The sequence below is a fragment of the Thalassotalea sp. PLHSN55 genome (genome assembly GCF_052030545.1).
Lineage (GTDB): Bacteria > Pseudomonadota > Gammaproteobacteria > Enterobacterales > Alteromonadaceae > CANMXU01.
The window spans coordinates 400,433-418,347 of the sequence record NZ_JBPDIH010000001.1 but is presented as its reverse complement, the minus strand read 5'-3'; the positions used below and the strand labels follow the sequence as shown (position 1 = coordinate 418,347).

Genomic DNA, 17,915 nt, shown 5'->3' with positions numbered 1-17,915 from the left:
AGCGCTAAGCATAAGATTTCGGTTAGTTGCACTCTAGCAAGTGGGCTTGTTAATTTGACAACTGGTGGTTGCTTTTGCGTTATTTCAGTATATTTTACTTAATCTTAGCGTATAAAACGCTTATGAGATGATACATTTTACTTGAAAGTCACTAACGTTTATTTAACGCATATTTAATTACATATACAAGGTGCAATCTCACCTCAACGTCTCAATACTGATATTTTCCCGAACATTATCATGATAGAATTTTCACCATTAAGCGTAATTACCTACACGTAATTACCAACAAGGTTTATTCAAGCCGTGAAAATGCAGCAAAACCCAATGCTGCTAAGTTAACTAAAATATAGGTAGATAAAATGAAGTTTTTGCACACTATGGTTAGAGTTGCTGATGTTGACGCATCATTAGATTTTTATATTAATAAACTCGGTTTAATTGAAACTAAACGCATTGATGTACCTGAAGGGAAATTTACCCTAATATTTCTAGCGACAGAGCCTGGTGGTCCTGAAGTAGAATTAACTCATAATTGGGGCAGTGAAGAAGAGTACACGCAAGGCAGAAATTTTGGCCATCTTGCCTACGAAGTTGATGACATTTATCAACTGTGCCAAAAATTAATGGATGCAGGCGTTGTCATTAACCGCCCGCCTCGTTGTGGTCATATGGCGTTTGTAAAATCACCTGATGGCATCTCAATTGAATTATTGCAAAAAGGTGAACGTCTTGCGCCACAAGAGCCTTGGGCAAGTATGGAAAACACCGGCACTTGGTAAACGATAAGTTTACAAAAAATAGTAAAAACTGATAATTTGAATGTGCGAGCAGCTATCAACCCACTGTGATAGCTGCTAGTATAATTGATAATATTTCCTATAAAAATCAATCATTCAATGGCACTAAAATCTACAATTGTCAAAGCCAATGTTCAGCTCTCTGATATGGATCGTAATTACTACGATACCTTACAACTTACCATTGCCCAACACCCTTCTGAAACTGACCAGCGCTTAATTATTCGTTTAATCGCCTATATTCTCAATGCTCATGAAGATCTAAAATTTGGTAAAGGTGTGAGTGATGAAGATGAAGCCGCCTTATGGCAAATTAACTATTCAGACGAAATCGAACTTTGGGTTGAACTTGGGCAAATTGATCCTAAACGTTTGAAAAAAGCCAGCAACCGCGCCAAAGAGGTGAAACTCTATTGTTACGGCAGCAGCGTTGACACTTGGTGGTCGCAAAATAAAAATGCGATCAATCAATTAAATAACGTTAGTGTTGAACAATTTCCTTTGCCAGTATGTGAAGCCTTAACAGCGCTTGTTAATCGCTCAATGGAATTTCAATGCTCTATTCAAGATGGTCAACTGTGGTTAACCGCTGAAGATAATACCTTACTCATCGAAACCGAAAAACTTAACTAGTGAGTCATACATGTTCAAACTACAATCAATCAGTAAGCACCTTTTTATTGGCTTAACGTTTTTAGCGAGCAGCAGCCATGCGGTGAGCATTTCACTCGATAAAATCACTCATGATATTGCCACATTGGCAAGTGACGATATGCAAGGTCGTGCTAATTTTTCGCCTGAAATAGAAAAAGCCGCTCAGTATATTGCTAGCCGATACCAAGCGATTGGTTTAACCCCTTTAGCTAACAATAACGACTTCCTGCAAACGTTTAAAGTCTATCAGGTTAGCCCACAAAATAGCGCGGTAGTGATTAACGGTAAAGAAATAGCCAATACACACCTTGCTAGCGCCAGTGCCATTACTCAGCTCAGTTGGCAACAAAGTTTATCTAAAGACGTTAAGGTCAGTATTGTTGGCCCAGAAGACGATATGCGCGAAGTTGTTGGTAATATCAATCAAGTGGGCGGTAACAATTTGGTGATTATTGACCCTACGCATGAAAAAATGTTTAAGCGTTATCAACACTACTTTCAATCGGGGTTAACAAAATTAAGCCTAAACCCTGAACATGCACTTGTTATGGTATTAAGTGATGAAAAAAACGTTAGCCAATACCAAGTTGCCATTGCTAATAACATTGAAAAAAAATCATTAAGCAATGTTGTTGGTATGTTACCCGGAAAAAGTAAACCTGAAGAAATAATTATCTATTCAGCTCATTACGATCATTTAGGCACTAAACAGGCAAATAGCACCAAAAAACAAAATAGTTCTGATGATGTTATTTATAATGGCGCAGATGACGATGCATCTGGCACCGCTGCGGTAATTAACCTTGCCGAACATTTTGCTAGGCTTGATAACAATCAGCGCACTTTAATGTTTACTGCCTTTAGCGCAGAAGAAATTGGTGGCTTTGGCTCTCGTTACTTCTCTAAGCAATTAGATCCTAATAGCATTATCGCCATGATAAATATTGAAATGGTTGGCAAGCCGTCTAAATTTGGTGAAGGACAAGTGTGGATGACCGGTATGGACCGCTCTAATTTAGGCGATTTACTTAATCAGCAACTTGGTAGTAATAAAACCGCTATCCATGCTGATCCTTACCCAGAACAAAACCTATTTTATCGTTCAGATAATGCAACGTTAGCAAGATTAGGTGTGCCTGCGCATAGCTTTAGCAGTACTCAAATTGATAAAGACCACCATTACCATCAAGTCTCTGACGATCTTTCAAGTTTAGATTTACTGTCCTTACAGCAAGTGATCCAAAACCTTGCCATAGCAACTGAGCCACTGGTAAATAAAAACATTACGCCAAGTCGTGTTGATGTTGAACAAGTAAAAGCGAAAGGAAAAATATACTAATATTTTTAACAATTGCTGTTAAAGCAATGAAGTGAGGCAGAACTAGTTTTCACTCGCAGTGGGTTGACTAGGTTGACCGACCCACTTTAGTTGATATTCTAAATCGTTTTGACCAACGACTTTAAAGCCTTGTCGAGTATACAAATGCTTGGCAGGGTTTTTTAATAGCACATTAAGCGTTACTGGCAGGTTTAACTTCTCCGCACGCTGTTTAACTAACTCAACCACTTTTGCACCAATACCCCGGTTTTGAAATTCAGGTAATATTTGGATTTGACGAACATGCACACTTTTTTTAAGCACGCTAAGCTTTAACAAACCAATCACCTGGTCGTTCGATAAAATGATATTTGAGTCTTGGTAAAATTCTTTAATGCGCGACAAATGATAAGCTTCTGATATTTCAAGACCAGCAGCTAACAAATGTTCATCCATGGTTTGTTTACGTAAGGCAAGTAAAAAATAAATATCTTCTTGATCTGCCTTACGAAAACTTATGCTCATTTTCATACAATGCCTACCAGGTTAAAGACAACAACTTTACCTGATCAAATATACCTCATTATCTCAAAAGCTCAAGCACTTAGCTTAGTTTAAACTTTTAAGCGCTTTTTTTGTTCGACATGCTTGTAACCAAAATGGTAAATCCATAAACCAACCATAACTAAACTTGCGCCAATAATCACCTGAGCATCAATAGTTTCATTATTAAATATCGCGCCTAATGAAATAGCGACAACCGGCGTGATCATGGTGATTAATGCCACCGTCGCAGCAGACAGTTTTTGCAGCACAAAATAATAAGCAACAAAGCCAATAAGTGAGCCAAATATACCTAAATAAACTATCGCCCATAGCGATCTTAACTGCCACGTATTCGTGCTTAGTTCGCCATCAAATATCAGCCAGCTCAGAAAAAACAACGGCAAACTCACCAGCAATGCCCCAACGGTAGTCGCAACAGGGTGAATCGATATTGCCACGCTTTTCACTAATACCCCGCTTAAACTAAAGAAGAATACCGCGCCAAGTATTAACAACAAACCGAAGATAAAACCGGGTTGATAATTAAATTTAGTCGAACAGACAACCGCTAAACCGATTAATGATATCGCCATTGCCACAGTTCGAGTAGTACCAAATTTACCCTCATTAAGTACTTTTTGTGCCATTAACCCTGACAAAATGGGCGCTAAACCAAAAACCAATGACATCATGCCTGATGAAATATAGCGCGCAGAAAGGTATGAGCAAATCATGCCGCCAAAAATACCGATAGCAGAATAACAATAGAGAGTTTTTGCCTGTTTAGTCCAAGGTAAGTTTATTCGAGTTACTAAAATAATCACTAAACCAATTACCACGGCAATAAGCATGCGAAGCAATACTGCTAATGCTGGCGTTACAGACTCACTGCTCCAAACAATGCCCAACGGCGTTGTTGACCAAATTAATATGACTGCTAGATAAGCAGCTGATACTGGCATGTTCCTTCTCCTAAAGGTGTTTGCAGAAAGTTAACTCAAGGTTTGATATTTATAAGGTCTATAAAAACAAAAACCGCAGAGTAAATTTCTGCGGTTTTATAAAAATAGTTTTTTAACAATTACACTTATTTTTACCGCAGCAGAAATCGGTTAATCACCAGCATTAGCCATTTACGGCTAAGACAGCGGTTAACTCGATTTAATGTGACGGTTTGTTTGTTCATTAGTAACCTAGTAAAAAAGCGGACAAAAATAAGTAATCTTGACTCATCATCAGGCTAACAGCGTTAACTGTCAACCTAGCTGCTAATATTTTATTTACCCAATTGCATTTGTTTAAGGTAAGGTATTGATAACTATAACGACTTAAATAAGCCTTATCAGCAAAAATGAATCTAGAACTAAAAGTGATCCCCGTAGTGCAGCTGGCTATAGCGATGTTCATTGCTTTTGCGTTGAAATATTGCTTTGCGCAGTTTAATTACCAAGTAGCGAGTACAGCAATACTTGCCTTAACCTTATTTGCATTGGCGCTATTAATTGGCGTAAAAGCTGTGCTTGATTTTCGCCGCAATAAAACAACCGTTAATCCAACGACCCCTGAAAAAACCAGCGCCGTCGTCGATTCAGGAATTTTTGCCTATTCAAGAAATCCTATGTACCTTGCCATGCTATTGGCTTTAATTTCAGTAACACTGTGGCTACAAAACCTACTCTGTTTTGTCGTTATACCATTGTTTTTCTGGTACATCGTTAAATTTCAAATCATTCCTGAAGAGCGAGCACTAAAGCACCAATTTAAACAAAACTATATCGACTACCAACAAAAAGTACGTCGTTGGTTATAAAAGCAATTAGGCTTTTTTCAAGTATGCTGAAACTAGCACAATACGGGTGCCGTTAACTTTACCTTCAATATGCTCTGGGTTATCAGTTAATGAAATGCCACGCACCATAGTGCCTTGTTTCGCGGTAAAGTTAGCCCCTTTTACCTTTAGGTCTTTAATTAAGGTAACGTTATCGCCGTTTTGCAGTTCAGCCCCGTTGCTATCACGAGTTGGTCCGTTGCTTCGCTCAGCGGCAATGCCTTGTTCAGCCCATGTTTTCACATCATCTTCTAAATAAATCATATCTAACGCATCTTGTGCCCAGCTTTCGCTCGATAACTTATGTAGCATACGATATGACATCACTTGTACGGCAGGCTCAGAATTCCACATACTGTCGTTTAAACAACGCCAATGATTAAGATCTAGCGCTGACTTGCCTTCAATTTGATCTAAGCAATTTTGACATAAATAAATACATTGTTGAGCGCTACCATCACTTGTTGGTGGCACTTCCACTACTGATAATTGAGCAGTTGATGTACATAATTCACAGCTGCTATTACTGCGTTGTTTTAAAGCATTTTCTGTAGACATAATTAGAATTTCACGTTGATAATGAGGCAAACAATAAAGCGCTATTATGCCTGTAAATGGTAAGGGGTAGTAGTACTAACTCTGTAATTAAACTGCAATAGCAAATGAAGAAGGCGTTGCAGGTGTAACGGCTTCTAAATACTGGTGTGTTGCTGAAAGAGATAAATCAGCAACTTCTTTTATTGCTGTCTTTGTTTCTTTTACCAGGTATTCTGATGTAACAAAGTCGTTACCACTTTTACTTTGGTAATGAGGCTTTAGCGCACGAATATTATTTAACATGCTTGCTAATTCAGTCTGCATTTCTTTTAATTCAGACTGCAATGTATTTAAGCGTTGCTCAATTATTCTTTGCTGATTTTGCTCGCTAAAATAGTGTGAAACAGCTGAGCTAAATGATCTCGTTTCACTTGGGCATTCAAGCGTTGAGTCTGATCTCAATAGCCAATTGTCTTCATTACTTGAAGTTTGTGACTTTTTTCTTAAGTCATTATTGCCTGCACATGAACGAAGATTATTTGCACGGGTTATTGGCTGAATGTACATAGGATTTCCTCGTTAGAACATGCTTAATTAATAAGCTGATTTTAGCGAGTAAATCACTACACCTCTGTGATCAAATGTAACGATTCTGTAGGGTTTTGCTATTAGGGATACAAATTATAGTGCACTAAAACTAAAAAACGACGAGCCAACTTGACTCATCGTTTTGTTTAATTTTAACGTTTCAAGGCTAAGTTATTCTTGCACCATTGTGGCTACAGGAGTTACTTTTTCTTTCGCAAACTTATCCACCCATAACGAAATAGCGCCGTCGCCAGTAACATTACAGGCAGTTCCAAAACTATCTTGCGCCATATATAAAGCGATCATCAAAGCAAGCGCAGCATCAGTGAAACCTAACATACTACCTAACAAACCAAGTGCAGACATAACCGCGCCACCAGGAGCACCAGGTGCTGCGATCATAGTCACACCTAACATTAAGATAAAACCAACCATGCCAGCAAAACTTGGTAAAGCAAGCTCTGGTGTTAATAGCATAACCGCAGTTGCACAAGTCACTAAGGTAATCGTTGAGCCACTTAAATGAATTGACGCACATAGAGGTACGGTAAAGTTTGCAATTTCATCTTTAACGCCATTAGATTTAGTTGCTTTTAACGACACAGGAATAGTCGCAGCGCTCGACATAGTTCCTAAAGCCGTGAAATATGCAGGCATCATGTTTGATAAAAGTTTTGCAGGAGACTTGCCCATCGACATTGCGGTAGTAACATACATAATCGTTAGCCATAATCCGTGCATGATAATGGCCAGTAACAATACGATGCCGAAGGTTTTTAATGTGGTAAATACGGTGCCTTCTACACTCATTTGTGCAAACACGCCGGCAATATAAAACGGCAATAATGGAATAATCACTTTAGATAGCAACAAATCGATAATGCCACGCGCTTCGTTAATTCCATTTCTTAATGTTTTTGCATTAATAGCGCTAATACCAATGCCAATAATAAAGGCAAGTGCCAATGCACTCATCACATCAAAAATGGGTGGAATGGTAATATTAATAAAACTACTTAATTCATGCGCATTTTCAGCAACTTTTGGCATACTGCCTGATGTAAAGTGCGGTAAAACATTACTTGCAACAATATAAGCTAACGTACCAGCAACAATAGTGGAGCCATACGCTAAGCCCACAGTTTTACCAAGCAACGAACCAGATCCTTGAGGAAGAGAGGCAATACCACTGGCAATGTAAAAGAAAATGATCAGTGGGATAGTAAAGGTTATAAGCTGCCCAATAATGGTTTGCCCAGTAAAGACCAATTCAATAAGAAAGTTCGGCGCATATAAGCCGATAACCATTCCTAAGATTATACCAGCGATGAGTTTTACAACTAAATTCATAAGGGCTCCATGTTAAGGGTATTTTTTAAATAATAACCGCTGCATTCTACCCTTGTTATGAGGTCGGCTGCCACATTATGCACAATTTGTCACAAACTTGTTGTGGGATATATTCTTTACAAACAAAAAATCCAAGCGCTGCAACTAGCTGATCATCATAGTATAAAAATGGAATACGTTGCCGCTGCCAAGGAGGAATATTCAGCTCTTGCAGTATCTTTTTCACCGGCCTGCGCTGCTGCCGATAATGAGGTAAGCATTTAGGATTAGTATGTTTAAAAGTAATCGTCACCTTTTGCTCAGGCTGAGGCAGGCACACATCGACAAAATTCTCAGCTTGGCAAACTTGCCCAGCGCTAAATTTTAGCAGCGTTAAACTTGCCAAGCTATCGGGCAAATCAACATATAAATGCTGATCTAAATTAAGTAATTTAAGTTCATCCGTTAACGTTATGTTGTGTTGGCTAATATCAGTAAAATCGGTCGTTAAATACAAATAACCGTGATAACGGCGCAGCCAATGATCACCCACTTTGATTTGTGGGCATTTATCTGGTGCGACTGAAATTTGTTGATGAACCTGCGCAAGCTGCTCAGTACTTGGCATTAAATCACAATGTAAGCTAAGAAAATAACGCAACAGATTGTTAAATCGTGCTTTTGACAAAGTCGTTAAATGCTCAATCACTAAACTCGGCTCACCTGAAGCCTGATGATAACAAAGATTGAGATCTTCTTGTGCCAATTCATCTAATAGCGTTTGACCTTGCTGGCAATGGCGAGCGGCACGGCTAATAGTGCGAGTCATACTTGGCCAGCGCTCAGTTAATAATGGCATGACTTGATGACGAAGAAAATTTCGGTCAAAGCGGTGGTCTAAATTAGACTCATCTTCAATCCATTCAAGTTGATGTTCTTGCGCATATTCAACAATATCACCGCGAGAAACTGTTAGTAATGGCCGCATTAAATTATGTTTACCTAGCAATGAATGGCTTTTCATGGCAGATAAACCTTTTAAACCAGAGCCGCGTTTAAGTGCCAATATAAAGGTTTCGGCTTGGTCATCTAAATGATGGCCAGTAACAATCGCACTGGAAGCTTCTACATGGCTTTGAAGGGCTTGATATCGAGCGTCTCGTGCCAAGGCTTCAAGACTTTGGTTGCTTTGAAGATCAATATCAACCTTAATGCATTTAATTGGTAGGCCTAACTTCTGGCTTTGCTGTTGAGCAAACATTTGCCAAAGGTGCGCATTATCACTTAACCCATGGTTAATGTGATAAACAGAAATAGAATGGCTAATTTTATTTTGCGTTTTAAGTTTTGCTAAGGCGTGAAGTAATACTTGAGAATCGACGCCGCCACTGTAGGCAATAGCGATATGTTGCTGCGCTAATTGCTGGCAAAAGGAAGATAACGTCGATTCAATTAATGACATAAGAAATAACGCTAGCTCACACTCAGTGAGCTAGCTTATTCGATTAACAGTAACCGTATGACATTAAACGTTGGTAACGTTGTTCGATAAGTTCTTCTTTAGAAAGCGACTCTAAATTAGCAATATCAGTTTTAATCGCTTGCTTTAAAAACGCAGCCATTTGGTCAACATCACGGTGCGCGCCACCTAATGGCTCTTCAATAACACTGTCGATTAATCCTAACTCTTTAATACGGTTAGCTGTGATCCCCATCGCATCTGCAGCAGTTGATGCTTTCTCTGCAGTTTTCCATAAGATAGAAGCACAACCTTCTGGTGAAATTACAGAATAGGTTGAGTATTGCAACATGTTAACTCTGTCACCCACACCGATAGCCAATGCTCCACCAGAACCACCTTCACCAATAACAGTACAAACAATTGGTACCGTTAAACGCGCCATAACTTTCAAGTTAGTCGCGATTGCTTCTGATTGACCACGTTCTTCAGCGCCAATACCAGGGTAAGCACCAGGGGTGTCGATAAAAGTAATGATCGGCATATTAAAACGCTCTGCCATTTCCATTAAACGCAAAGCTTTACGGTAACCTTCTGGACGCGGCATGCCAAAATTACGTTTTACTTTTTCAGCTGTTGAACGACCTTTTTGTTGGCCAATCACCATCACTGGACGACCATCTAAACGCGCTGTACCACCAATAATGGCTTTGTCATCAGCATAAGCACGATCACCAGCAAGTTCATCAAATTCGGTAAAAATACGTGGTAAGTAGTCCAAAGTATACGGACGTTGAGGATGACGAGCGACACGAGCAGTTTGCCATGCGTCTAAGTTTGCAAAAATCTTTTTAGTACGTTCAACATTCTTTTCACGCAATTGAGAAATTTGTTCTTCAAGATCTAAGTTAAGCTCTTGGCCATTGTTGACTAAACGTAGCTCTTCAATTTTGGCATCAAGCTCAGCAATTGGTTGTTCAAAATCCAAAAAATTTAATGACATATCTTTATTTTCACCTAAATTTTCTTTACCTGCATCAGTGCAAGTAAGCATTATTCTAATCTTTGTTAAGTTAGTTAAACTGTAAGGCTACACTGTTTTCACCCAGTAAAACCTTCAATTCATGTAATAAAATGTCGGCAGGCGTAACCCGCCACTGTACACCAAGCTCCATCATAGCTTGCGCTTCTTCACGCTGATAGAATACACGTACAGGGCAAGTACCGTCTTTATGAGGGGACAATACTTGCGTAAAATTTTCAATAAAGTCTTCTGCTAAAGCGTGCTGATTAAGCTGAACATCTAGCGATGTTACATAATTTTCTCGCGCAGTAGCAATCGACATTATATCGCGACCGGTCATTGTAATACCACCGGAGTAATCATCAAAGCTGACCTGTCCTTTACAGACCAATATAGCATCATTAACCAGTAAATCTTGAAACGCATCGTAATCATCAGGAAACAAACGTACATCAATGCGTGCACTTTTGTCATCTAGAGTGACAAGTGCCCAACGACGGCCTCTTTTATTAACTAACACGCGTACGCCAATCACTAAACCAACCGCGGTTGCCGAGCTATCACGCCCTGTTGGCTGCATACTTACTAAGCGCCCTGACGTATAATGTTTAATTTCTGATAAATAGCGATTGATCGGGTGACCGGTTAAATACAGACCTAAGGTTTCTTTTTCACCCTCTAACCATACTTCTTCTGGCCACGGTGGCACATTTTTAAAGGATTGACGACTGTCTTCAGGCTCTTCATTAATCAAACCAAATAAATCGTTTTGCCCAATAGCTTGTGCTTTAGCGTGTTGTTCAGCCGCTTTTATCGCTTCAGGTAATGTTTCATACATCGCGGCGCGATGAGGACCATTGCCATGTTTTGGCCCAAGACCGTCCATCGCTCCTGATTTAATTAAACGTTGTAATATACGTTTATTGGTTTTTTTCAAATCAAGACGAGCACAAAAATCAAATAAATCGGCGAAAGGTCCGCCCTCTTCTCGTGCTTTAATAATCGCTTCAATTGGCCCTTCACCAACACCTTTAACAGCCCCTAAACCATAAATAATTTGGTTTTCGTCGTTCACGGTAAATTTATATTGGCCGGCATTGACATCTGGCGGCAATAAATCGAGCTCCATGTTGGCGCATTCATCAACTAAGGTGACGATTTTATCGGTATTATCCATATCTGCAGACATAACCGCTGCCATAAATGGCGCTGGATAATGGGTTTTCATCCACAGTGTTTGATAGGAAACTAAGGCATACGCAGCAGAGTGAGATTTGTTAAAACCATAACCGGCGAACTTTTCTACCAAGTCAAAAATTTTCATGGCGAGTTCGCCATCAACGCCACGATTTACCGCGCCTTGTTCAAAGCCGGCGCGCTGCTTGGCCATTTCTTCAGGCTTTTTCTTACCCATAGCACGGCGAAGCATATCTGCGCCGCCAAGAGAGTAACCAGCTAATACCTGCGCAATTTGCATGACCTGCTCTTGATATAAAATAATGCCGTAGGTCGGCTCAAGAATCGGTTTTAAGTCAATATGTTGCCACGTTTCATCGGGGTAACTTATTGCTTCACGGCCATGTTTACGTTCAATAAAGTTATCAACCATGCCTGATTGCAGAGGTCCAGGGCGGAACAAGGCAACAAGTGCAATGATATCTTCAAAGCAATCGGGTTTTAGCTTGGCGATTAGTGACTTCATGCCACTGGATTCAAGCTGGAATACCGCAGTAGTTTCAGCGGCAAGTAATACTTTAAAGCTGGCAGGGTCTTCTAAATTGATACTGGCAATATCAATACGCTCTTTGCCTTCTTTGATCAGTTTGTCATCGGCCATTTCAATGGCCCACTGCAAGATCGTTAGTGTTCTTAATCCTAAGAAGTCAAACTTAACTAAACCCGCATCTTCAACGTCATTTTTATCAAATTGAGTAACCGGATTATTACCCTCTTCGTCACAATAAAGTGGCGCAAAATCGGTAATAGTAGTTGGCGAAATAACAACGCCACCTGCGTGCTTACCTGCGTTTCGTGTTGTACCTTCTAAAATGCGGCACATGTCGATTAAATCTTTTACGTCAGGGTCTTGCGCGTAAGCTTCTGGTAGTTTTGGTTCTTCTTCAAAGGCTTTGGCTAAGGTCATGCCCGGCGTTGGCGGAATAAGTTTTGAAATACGGTCAACAAAACCGTAGGGATGACCCAGTACACGGCCAACATCACGAATTACCGCTTTTGCTGCCATGGTGCCAAAGGTAATAATTTGCGATACGGCGTCGCGACCATAAAGTTCGGCAGTATGGTCGATTACTTCATCACGTCGGTCCATGCAAAAATCGACATCAAAGTCAGGCATTGAAACACGTTCAGGGTTTAAGAAGCGCTCAAAAAGTAAGTCATATTCAAGTGGGTCAAGGTCGGTAATTTTTTGCGCGTAAGCGACCAATGAACCGGCACCTGAACCACGACCTGGGCCAACAGGAATATTATTATCTTTACTCCACTGAATAAACTCCATTACGATCAAGAAGTAACCGGGGAAACCCATGTTGTTTATTACTTCTAACTCTATGGCTAAACGCTCGTCGTACGGTTTTCTTTTTTCGGCAAAATCTGGCGCGTCTTTATCAAATAAAAACTCTAGTCGCTCTTGCAGTCCCTCTTCAGAAACCTTAACCAGATAATCTTCAATCGGTAAACCTTCGGTGGGGAAATCAGGTAACACATATTCGCCTAGGGTGACGGTAACGTTACAACGTTTAGCGATTTCAACAGAGTTGGCTAATGCTTCTGGAATATCTGAAAATAATTCACACATTTCTTCGCTGCTGCGAAGGTATTGTTCACGGCTGTATCTTTTAGGGCGACGTTTATCGTCGAGGGTAAAACCATCGTGTATGGCAACGCGAATTTCGTGCGCTTCAAAATTCTCGGGGGTTAAAAATACCACTTCGTTGGTGGCAACAACGGGCAGATCGTACTTAACTGCCGCTTCAACCGCTAAGTGAAGGTAGTTTTCTTCATTTTCACGACCAGTTCGAATTAATTCCAGATAATAACAATTAGGGAAATATTGCTGGTAAAACGCCACCATAGTGTCGGCTAATTCAGTATTGCCTTTTATCAATACCTTACCAACGTCGCCTTCACGGCCACCAGACAATAAAATAAGTCCTTTGGCATATTCAATGAGCCATTCTTTATCGATAACGGCGCGCCCTTGAATATGACCACGCAGATACGCTTTTGAAATTAACTCGGTGAGGTTTTTATAACCAACATTATCACTGGCAATCACCACTAAGCGTGACAGTTCATCGCCTAGTTCTTCACTTTTCACCCAAAAATCACAGCCGATAATAGGCTTAATACCCGCACCATGGGCGGCATGATAATATTTAACTAAGCCACATAGGTTGGTTTGATCAGTTAAGGCAATAGCAGGCATATTTAGGTCAGCCGCTTTAGCAATAATCGGCTTAACTTTATTTAGCCCATCACACATTGAAAAATCGCTATGCACGCGCAAGTGCACAAACTTAGGTGAGTTTTCACGCTCGCAAGTTGTGCTCTGTTCAGATGATTCGCTAATAACGTTAAGCTGGGACATTAACCTTGGCCTTGAGTCGAAGAAGCGATCACCGCGGCAACAGGTTTAAAGCTCTTGCGATAGCAATCAAGCACACCATGTTCGATAATTTTTTCTAAATGTAGTTTGGTTGGGTAACCTTTATGTTTGGCAAAACCATATTCAGGGTGACGACTATCTAATGCGATCATTTCCTCATCGCGTGCCACCTTAGCTAGAATTGACGCGGCACTAATTTCAGCAACGCGATCATCACCTTTAACCACAGGTTCACAGGCTATTTGGCCATTATCGCCAATAAAAGTTGGACAACGATTACCGTCAACCAAGACATAATCTGGGCAAACATTAAGCCCCAATACCGCGCGTTGCATAGCAAGCATAGTTGCATGCAATATATTTAAGGTATCAATTTCTTCTGGTGTCGCGCGACCTATAGCCCAAGAAATCGCATGTTGCTTTATTTCTTGTGCTAATAATTCACGTTTTTTTTCTGACAGCTTTTTTGAATCCATCAGTCCTTCAATCGGATGCTCAGGATCTAATATCACCGCTGCAGTCACTACATCACCCACTAATGGCCCACGCCCTACTTCGTCAACACCCGCGATGCAATAGGCAACTGGGTATTCAAAGGTAGGTAAAATTTTCTTTGCTTTTTTTACCTTGGTCGTAGTTTTGGTAGTACTCATGAATTCATTAATTCCATAACAGCTTGTGCAGATTTTTTACTGGCGTCTTGTTTTAAAGCTAGGTGAATATCGGTAAAGGTTTGATTAAGAGACTCTTGATTTTGATACAAGCGTTCTTTCACTAATGGGATAATATTTTCAGGCGTCACTTGCTGTTGCAATAATTCAGGCACTAACGATTTTTTCACTAATAGGTTCGGCAGAGAGAACCACTCTAGCTTAACTAAACCTTTAAACAAGTTGTACGTTAAGGCACTAAATTTATAGGTGATCACCATAGGGCGCTTAATTAACGCCGCTTCTAATGTCACTGTGCCTGAAGCAGTTAATAGGCAGTCAGCTGCGGCCATGGCTTGTTGCGTTTGATTAATCAGTAGAGTAAAGGGTAACTCTGGTGCTATTTTGCTAGCGAGTTCAGTAAATTGCGCAGCACGCTTGTCACTGATCATCGGCACAATAAATTGTAAATCGGCATCATCTTCGAGCAATGCTTTAGCTGACAATAAAAAAGGCTCAATCAAACGAGATAACTCGCCACCGCGACTGCCCGGCATTAAGGCGAGAATTTTTTTATCAAGCGGTAAGTTAAGCGCTTTTCGCGCGTCATTTTTATCTGACACCATAGGAATGTCATCGGCTAGCGGGTGACCAACAAAGGTACATGGCACATCATGTTTGTCGTAAAATTCTTTTTCAAAAGGTAATAATGACAACACCATATTGGTGGCACTTTCAATTTTAAAAATACGCTTTTCACGCCACGCCCAAACCGATGGGCTCACATAATGAACCGTTTTAATGCCAATATCTTTTAATGATTGCTCAAGACGTAAATTAAAATCGGGCGCATCGATACCAATAAAAATATCGGGTTTATTATCAGTAAAATATTGGGTTAGCTGTTTTTTTACTGACAATAACCGAAAGATCCGGCCAAGCACTTCAAAAATGCCCATCACCGCTAACTCTTCCATATCAAATAAGCTATTAAAACCTAAGGCTTGCATTTTAGGGCCGCCAATACCAACAAACTTAGCATTGGGGTATTGTATTAATAACTCTGACATCAAGCCTGCCCCTAGGGTATCGCCTGAGTGCTCGCCAACAACCATTGCAAATGTTGGCGCTGTATCTTTACGTGCAATTGAAGTGTCGATATTGGTAACCACTAATACTTGTTAACAGTGCTAAAGAATAATGCTAGCGAATAATGCCTCGGCTAGAATTTTCGATGAAGTCTGAAAATAATTTCAATTCAGGCATCTCATTGGCCTGTTCAGCGATATTAGCTAATGCTTCTTCAACTGATAAGCTCTTACGATAGACTTCTTTGTAAGCTCGCTTAATCGATAAAATAACTGATTTATCAAATCCGCGACGCTTCATGCCTTCTGAGTTTAAACCAAATGGTTTAGCTGGCTGACCTGAAGCCATTACATAAGGTGGTACGTCTTTTAAAATAAGTGCATTCGCAGCAACAAAACTGTGTGCACCGATATGACAAAACTGATGAACGCCACTCATACCACCTAAAATGGCATGATCGCCAACATGAACATGACCGGCAATTGAGGCGTTATTCGCCATGATGCAGTTACTACCAACCATGCAATCGTGCGCAATATGGGTATAAGCCATAAACAAGTTATTGCTACCAATTTGGGTAAGGCTGTTATCTTGAATAGTTCCGCGATGAACGGTACAACTTTCTCGAAAAGTATTATTGTCGCCAATAACTAACTCGGTTGGTTCGCCGTCATACTTTAAGTCTTGGCAGTCTTCACCAATACTGGCAAATTGAAAAATACGGTTGCCATTGCCAATTTTGGTTGGCCCGTTGATCACTACATGAGAGCTGATTTCGCAGTTATCACCGATAACAACATCTTTGGCTATATAGGTCCAAGGACCAATTTTAGTGTTTTTGCCAATGACAGCACCGGCTTCAATAATCGCTTGTTCGTGGATCACGTTTATAATACTCTTCTTGCACACATTAAATCGGCAGTACAAACTACTTTGCCGTCAACTTTTGCTTCGCCATAAAACTTCCACATACCACGGCGCTCTTTAACAAACTCAACATGCAAATGCATAGTATCGCCTGGCACTACGGGCTGTTTGAACTTAGCGTTATCAATTGAGGCGAACAAGTACATTTCATTGTCTTTGCGGCCATCGGTTGTTTTAAAACCTAAAATACCAGTTGCTTGCGCTAACGCTTCTAAAATCATTACACCTGGAAAAATTGGCATATCAGGGAAATGACCGTTGAACACTGGCTCGTTAAAGGAAACATTTTTAATTGCATGTAACCACTTGCCGGCTTCGTAGTCTAAAACACGATCAACAAGTAGCATTGGGTAACGATGCGGAATTAAAGTTTGAATTTCCTGAATTTCAATTACGTTATTTTGTGATTCCAAGTCACTATTCCTTCTATTTTTCTAGGTTAGTGGTAAATTGCTTTAGTTGTTTTTCTAGTTCTGCAATTTGTTTAGCCATGCCATCTAGCTTTCTTAAGCGGACATTCATTTTACGCCAATCTTTATTATTAGTCACTGGTATACCTGATGAATAAACGCCTGATTCTTTGATCGATTTTGTTACCATCGACATACCGGTGAATACACAATTATCAGTAACATTAATATGGCCATTAATGCCAACAAGGCCGGCAATGGTACAGTTTTTACCAATAACCGAACTACCGGCGATTACGCTACATGCGGCCATTGCGGTATTTTCACCAATCACAACGTTGTGGGCTATTTGGATTTGATTATCTAAAATAACACCATCTTTAATTTCTGTATTTTCTAATGCACCACGATCAATAGTGGTACTTGCCCCTATTTCAACACGGTCACCTATAATTACCGTGCCTAGTTGCGGTATTTTATTCCATTGCCCTTGGTGTGGTGCATAACCAAAGCCGTCGGAGCCAATAACTGTATTTGCTTGAATAAGGCAGTCAGCACCAATAACTACATCATGGTATACACTAACATTAGCCCATAACCCAGTATTTGCACCTATCTTGGCATTTTTACCGATAAAACAACCCGCACCTATCGATACATTTTCACCAAGTACAACACCTGATTCAATAACCGCATTCGCGCCGATGCTGACATTTTCAGCAATAGTTGCGTCATCCGCAATGACAGCACTAGGGTGAATATTCGTCGCAGGCGCAGGCGTTGTATTAAGAAGTTGCGCAACCATAGCATAGCCCATATAAGGGTTCGCCATGACCAATGCATTGGTAGGGCAAGATTCAACACAATCTTGCGCAAGAATAACGGCACTAGCTTTGGTGTCGTCTAATTGCTGTCTGTATTTACTATTGGCTAAAAAAGCGATTTGCCCTGCTTTTGCCTGATTTAAAGTGGCAAGAGATGTGACAACTACAGTCTCATCACCTTGCACCGTTGCACCAATAATATTGGCAATTTCTGCGAGAGTATACGGCATTATTTATGATTCACTTTTTAAAAGCCCAAACAGCAAAAATTGATAGCCAAGCTATCAATTTTATAAAGTATAAAGCT

General features: G+C 40.3%; 17 protein-coding genes. 4 read left to right on the top strand and 13 right to left on the bottom strand.

Features of this window, described 5'->3' with window-relative positions:
• The first annotated feature begins 362 nt into the window (after window positions 1–362).
• The 3 genes from ACRRSQ_RS02005 to ACRRSQ_RS01995 all read left to right on the top strand — a co-directional run bounded on the left by ACRRSQ_RS02005 (window position 363) and on the right by ACRRSQ_RS01995 (window position 2,793).
• Entirely contained in the window at window positions 363–782 is a 420-nt protein-coding gene (locus tag ACRRSQ_RS02005; protein ID WP_440874014.1) for a VOC family protein, read from the top strand.
• A gap of 117 nt (window positions 783–899) precedes the next feature.
• Window positions 900–1,433, top strand: coding sequence for a YaeQ family protein (locus ACRRSQ_RS02000; RefSeq protein WP_440874013.1), 534 nt, complete (start codon window positions 900–902; stop codon window positions 1,431–1,433).
• A 10-nt stretch (window positions 1,434–1,443) separates the two neighbouring features.
• Window positions 1,444–2,793 (top strand): M20/M25/M40 family metallo-hydrolase, encoded by a 1,350-nt coding sequence (locus tag ACRRSQ_RS01995; protein WP_440874012.1) that lies wholly within the window; start codon window positions 1,444–1,446, stop codon window positions 2,791–2,793.
• Between the two features lie 42 nt (window positions 2,794–2,835).
• Here ACRRSQ_RS01995 and ACRRSQ_RS01990 read toward each other — a convergent pair whose 3' ends face one another.
• Together ACRRSQ_RS01990 and ACRRSQ_RS01985 are read right to left on the bottom strand one after the other, a co-directional pair.
• The gene (locus ACRRSQ_RS01990) at window positions 2,836–3,297 is read right to left on the bottom strand and encodes a GNAT family N-acetyltransferase (RefSeq protein WP_440874011.1); all 462 of its coding nucleotides are present in this window, start codon (window positions 3,295–3,297) and stop codon (window positions 2,836–2,838) included.
• Window positions 3,298–3,386: 89 nt separating this feature from the next.
• Window positions 3,387–4,280 carry a DMT family transporter gene (locus ACRRSQ_RS01985; RefSeq protein ID WP_440874010.1) on the bottom strand — a complete coding sequence of 298 codons (894 nt, stop codon included), beginning with the start codon at window positions 4,278–4,280 and terminating at the stop codon, window positions 3,387–3,389.
• Between the two features lie 389 nt (window positions 4,281–4,669).
• Between ACRRSQ_RS01985 and ACRRSQ_RS01980 the strand changes: the two genes are divergently transcribed.
• Entirely contained in the window at window positions 4,670–5,128 is a 459-nt protein-coding gene (locus ACRRSQ_RS01980; protein WP_440874009.1) for a methyltransferase family protein, read from the top strand.
• A 6-nt stretch (window positions 5,129–5,134) separates the two neighbouring features.
• Here ACRRSQ_RS01980 and ACRRSQ_RS01975 read toward each other — a convergent pair whose 3' ends face one another.
• The 11 genes from ACRRSQ_RS01975 to lpxD form a co-directional block, all read right to left on the bottom strand.
• On the bottom strand, window positions 5,135–5,704 hold the full coding sequence (locus ACRRSQ_RS01975; RefSeq protein WP_440874008.1) for a PhnA domain-containing protein: 570 nt from the start codon (window positions 5,702–5,704) through the stop codon (window positions 5,135–5,137).
• Between the two features lie 87 nt (window positions 5,705–5,791).
• Entirely contained in the window at window positions 5,792–6,250 is a 459-nt protein-coding gene (locus tag ACRRSQ_RS01970; RefSeq protein ID WP_440874007.1) for a hypothetical protein, read from the bottom strand.
• A gap of 192 nt (window positions 6,251–6,442) precedes the next feature.
• Window positions 6,443–7,621 (bottom strand): dicarboxylate/amino acid:cation symporter, encoded by a 1,179-nt coding sequence (locus tag ACRRSQ_RS01965; protein WP_440874006.1) that lies wholly within the window; start codon window positions 7,619–7,621, stop codon window positions 6,443–6,445.
• Between the two features lie 55 nt (window positions 7,622–7,676).
• Window positions 7,677–9,062 (bottom strand): tRNA lysidine(34) synthetase TilS, encoded by a 1,386-nt coding sequence (gene tilS, locus ACRRSQ_RS01960; RefSeq protein ID WP_440874005.1) that lies wholly within the window; start codon window positions 9,060–9,062, stop codon window positions 7,677–7,679.
• Between the two features lie 43 nt (window positions 9,063–9,105).
• Window positions 9,106–10,062 carry an acetyl-CoA carboxylase carboxyl transferase subunit alpha gene (gene accA, locus ACRRSQ_RS01955; protein ID WP_440874253.1) on the bottom strand — a complete coding sequence of 319 codons (957 nt, stop codon included), beginning with the start codon at window positions 10,060–10,062 and terminating at the stop codon, window positions 9,106–9,108.
• A 70-nt stretch (window positions 10,063–10,132) separates the two neighbouring features.
• Window positions 10,133–13,690 (bottom strand): DNA polymerase III subunit alpha, encoded by a 3,558-nt coding sequence (dnaE, locus tag ACRRSQ_RS01950; protein ID WP_440874004.1) that lies wholly within the window; start codon window positions 13,688–13,690, stop codon window positions 10,133–10,135.
• Complete coding sequence (gene rnhB, locus ACRRSQ_RS01945) at window positions 13,690–14,361, bottom strand: ribonuclease HII (protein WP_440874003.1); 672 nt, start codon at window positions 14,359–14,361, stop codon at window positions 13,690–13,692. Before rnhB ends, dnaE begins: the two co-directional genes overlap by 1 nt.
• Window positions 14,358–15,530, bottom strand: coding sequence for a lipid-A-disaccharide synthase (gene lpxB, locus ACRRSQ_RS01940; RefSeq protein WP_440874002.1), 1,173 nt, complete (start codon window positions 15,528–15,530; stop codon window positions 14,358–14,360). Before lpxB ends, rnhB begins: the two co-directional genes overlap by 4 nt.
• Before the next feature lie 31 nt (window positions 15,531–15,561).
• Window positions 15,562–16,332 carry an acyl-ACP--UDP-N-acetylglucosamine O-acyltransferase gene (lpxA, locus tag ACRRSQ_RS01935; RefSeq protein ID WP_440874001.1) on the bottom strand — a complete coding sequence of 257 codons (771 nt, stop codon included), beginning with the start codon at window positions 16,330–16,332 and terminating at the stop codon, window positions 15,562–15,564.
• 2 nt (window positions 16,333–16,334) lie between these two features.
• Window positions 16,335–16,787: a 3-hydroxyacyl-ACP dehydratase FabZ gene (gene fabZ / locus ACRRSQ_RS01930; protein WP_440874000.1), complete on the bottom strand. Its 453-nt coding sequence runs from the start codon at window positions 16,785–16,787 to the stop codon at window positions 16,335–16,337.
• A 13-nt stretch (window positions 16,788–16,800) separates the two neighbouring features.
• A complete protein-coding gene (gene lpxD / locus ACRRSQ_RS01925; protein WP_440873999.1) occupies window positions 16,801–17,838 on the bottom strand; it encodes a UDP-3-O-(3-hydroxymyristoyl)glucosamine N-acyltransferase in 1,038 nt (345 codons plus the stop codon).
• Between the last annotated feature and the right edge of the window lie 77 nt (window positions 17,839–17,915).

Excerpts from the sequence above, each read along its gene's own strand:
- ACRRSQ_RS02005 (WP_440874014.1), top strand. The coding sequence starts at position 363 with ATGAAGTTTTTGCACACTATGGTTAGAGTTGCTGATGTTGACGCATCA.
- ACRRSQ_RS02000 (WP_440874013.1), top strand. The coding sequence starts at position 900 with ATGGCACTAAAATCTACAATTGTCAAAGCCAATGTTCAGCTCTCTGAT.
- ACRRSQ_RS01995 (WP_440874012.1), top strand. The coding sequence starts at position 1,444 with ATGTTCAAACTACAATCAATCAGTAAGCACCTTTTTATTGGCTTAACG.
- ACRRSQ_RS01990 (WP_440874011.1), bottom strand. The coding sequence starts at position 3,297 with ATGAGCATAAGTTTTCGTAAGGCAGATCAAGAAGATATTTATTTTTTA.
- ACRRSQ_RS01985 (WP_440874010.1), bottom strand. The coding sequence starts at position 4,280 with ATGCCAGTATCAGCTGCTTATCTAGCAGTCATATTAATTTGGTCAACA.
- ACRRSQ_RS01980 (WP_440874009.1), top strand. The coding sequence starts at position 4,670 with ATGAATCTAGAACTAAAAGTGATCCCCGTAGTGCAGCTGGCTATAGCG.
- ACRRSQ_RS01975 (WP_440874008.1), bottom strand. The coding sequence starts at position 5,704 with ATGTCTACAGAAAATGCTTTAAAACAACGCAGTAATAGCAGCTGTGAA.
- ACRRSQ_RS01970 (WP_440874007.1), bottom strand. The coding sequence starts at position 6,250 with ATGTACATTCAGCCAATAACCCGTGCAAATAATCTTCGTTCATGTGCA.
- ACRRSQ_RS01965 (WP_440874006.1), bottom strand. The coding sequence starts at position 7,621 with ATGAATTTAGTTGTAAAACTCATCGCTGGTATAATCTTAGGAATGGTT.
- tilS (WP_440874005.1), bottom strand. The coding sequence starts at position 9,062 with ATGTCATTAATTGAATCGACGTTATCTTCCTTTTGCCAGCAATTAGCG.
- accA (WP_440874253.1), bottom strand. The coding sequence starts at position 10,062 with ATGTCATTAAATTTTTTGGATTTTGAACAACCAATTGCTGAGCTTGAT.
- dnaE (WP_440874004.1), bottom strand. The coding sequence starts at position 13,690 with ATGTCCCAGCTTAACGTTATTAGCGAATCATCTGAACAGAGCACAACT.
- rnhB (WP_440874003.1), bottom strand. The coding sequence starts at position 14,361 with ATGAGTACTACCAAAACTACGACCAAGGTAAAAAAAGCAAAGAAAATT.
- lpxD (WP_440873999.1), bottom strand. The coding sequence starts at position 17,838 with ATGCCGTATACTCTCGCAGAAATTGCCAATATTATTGGTGCAACGGTG.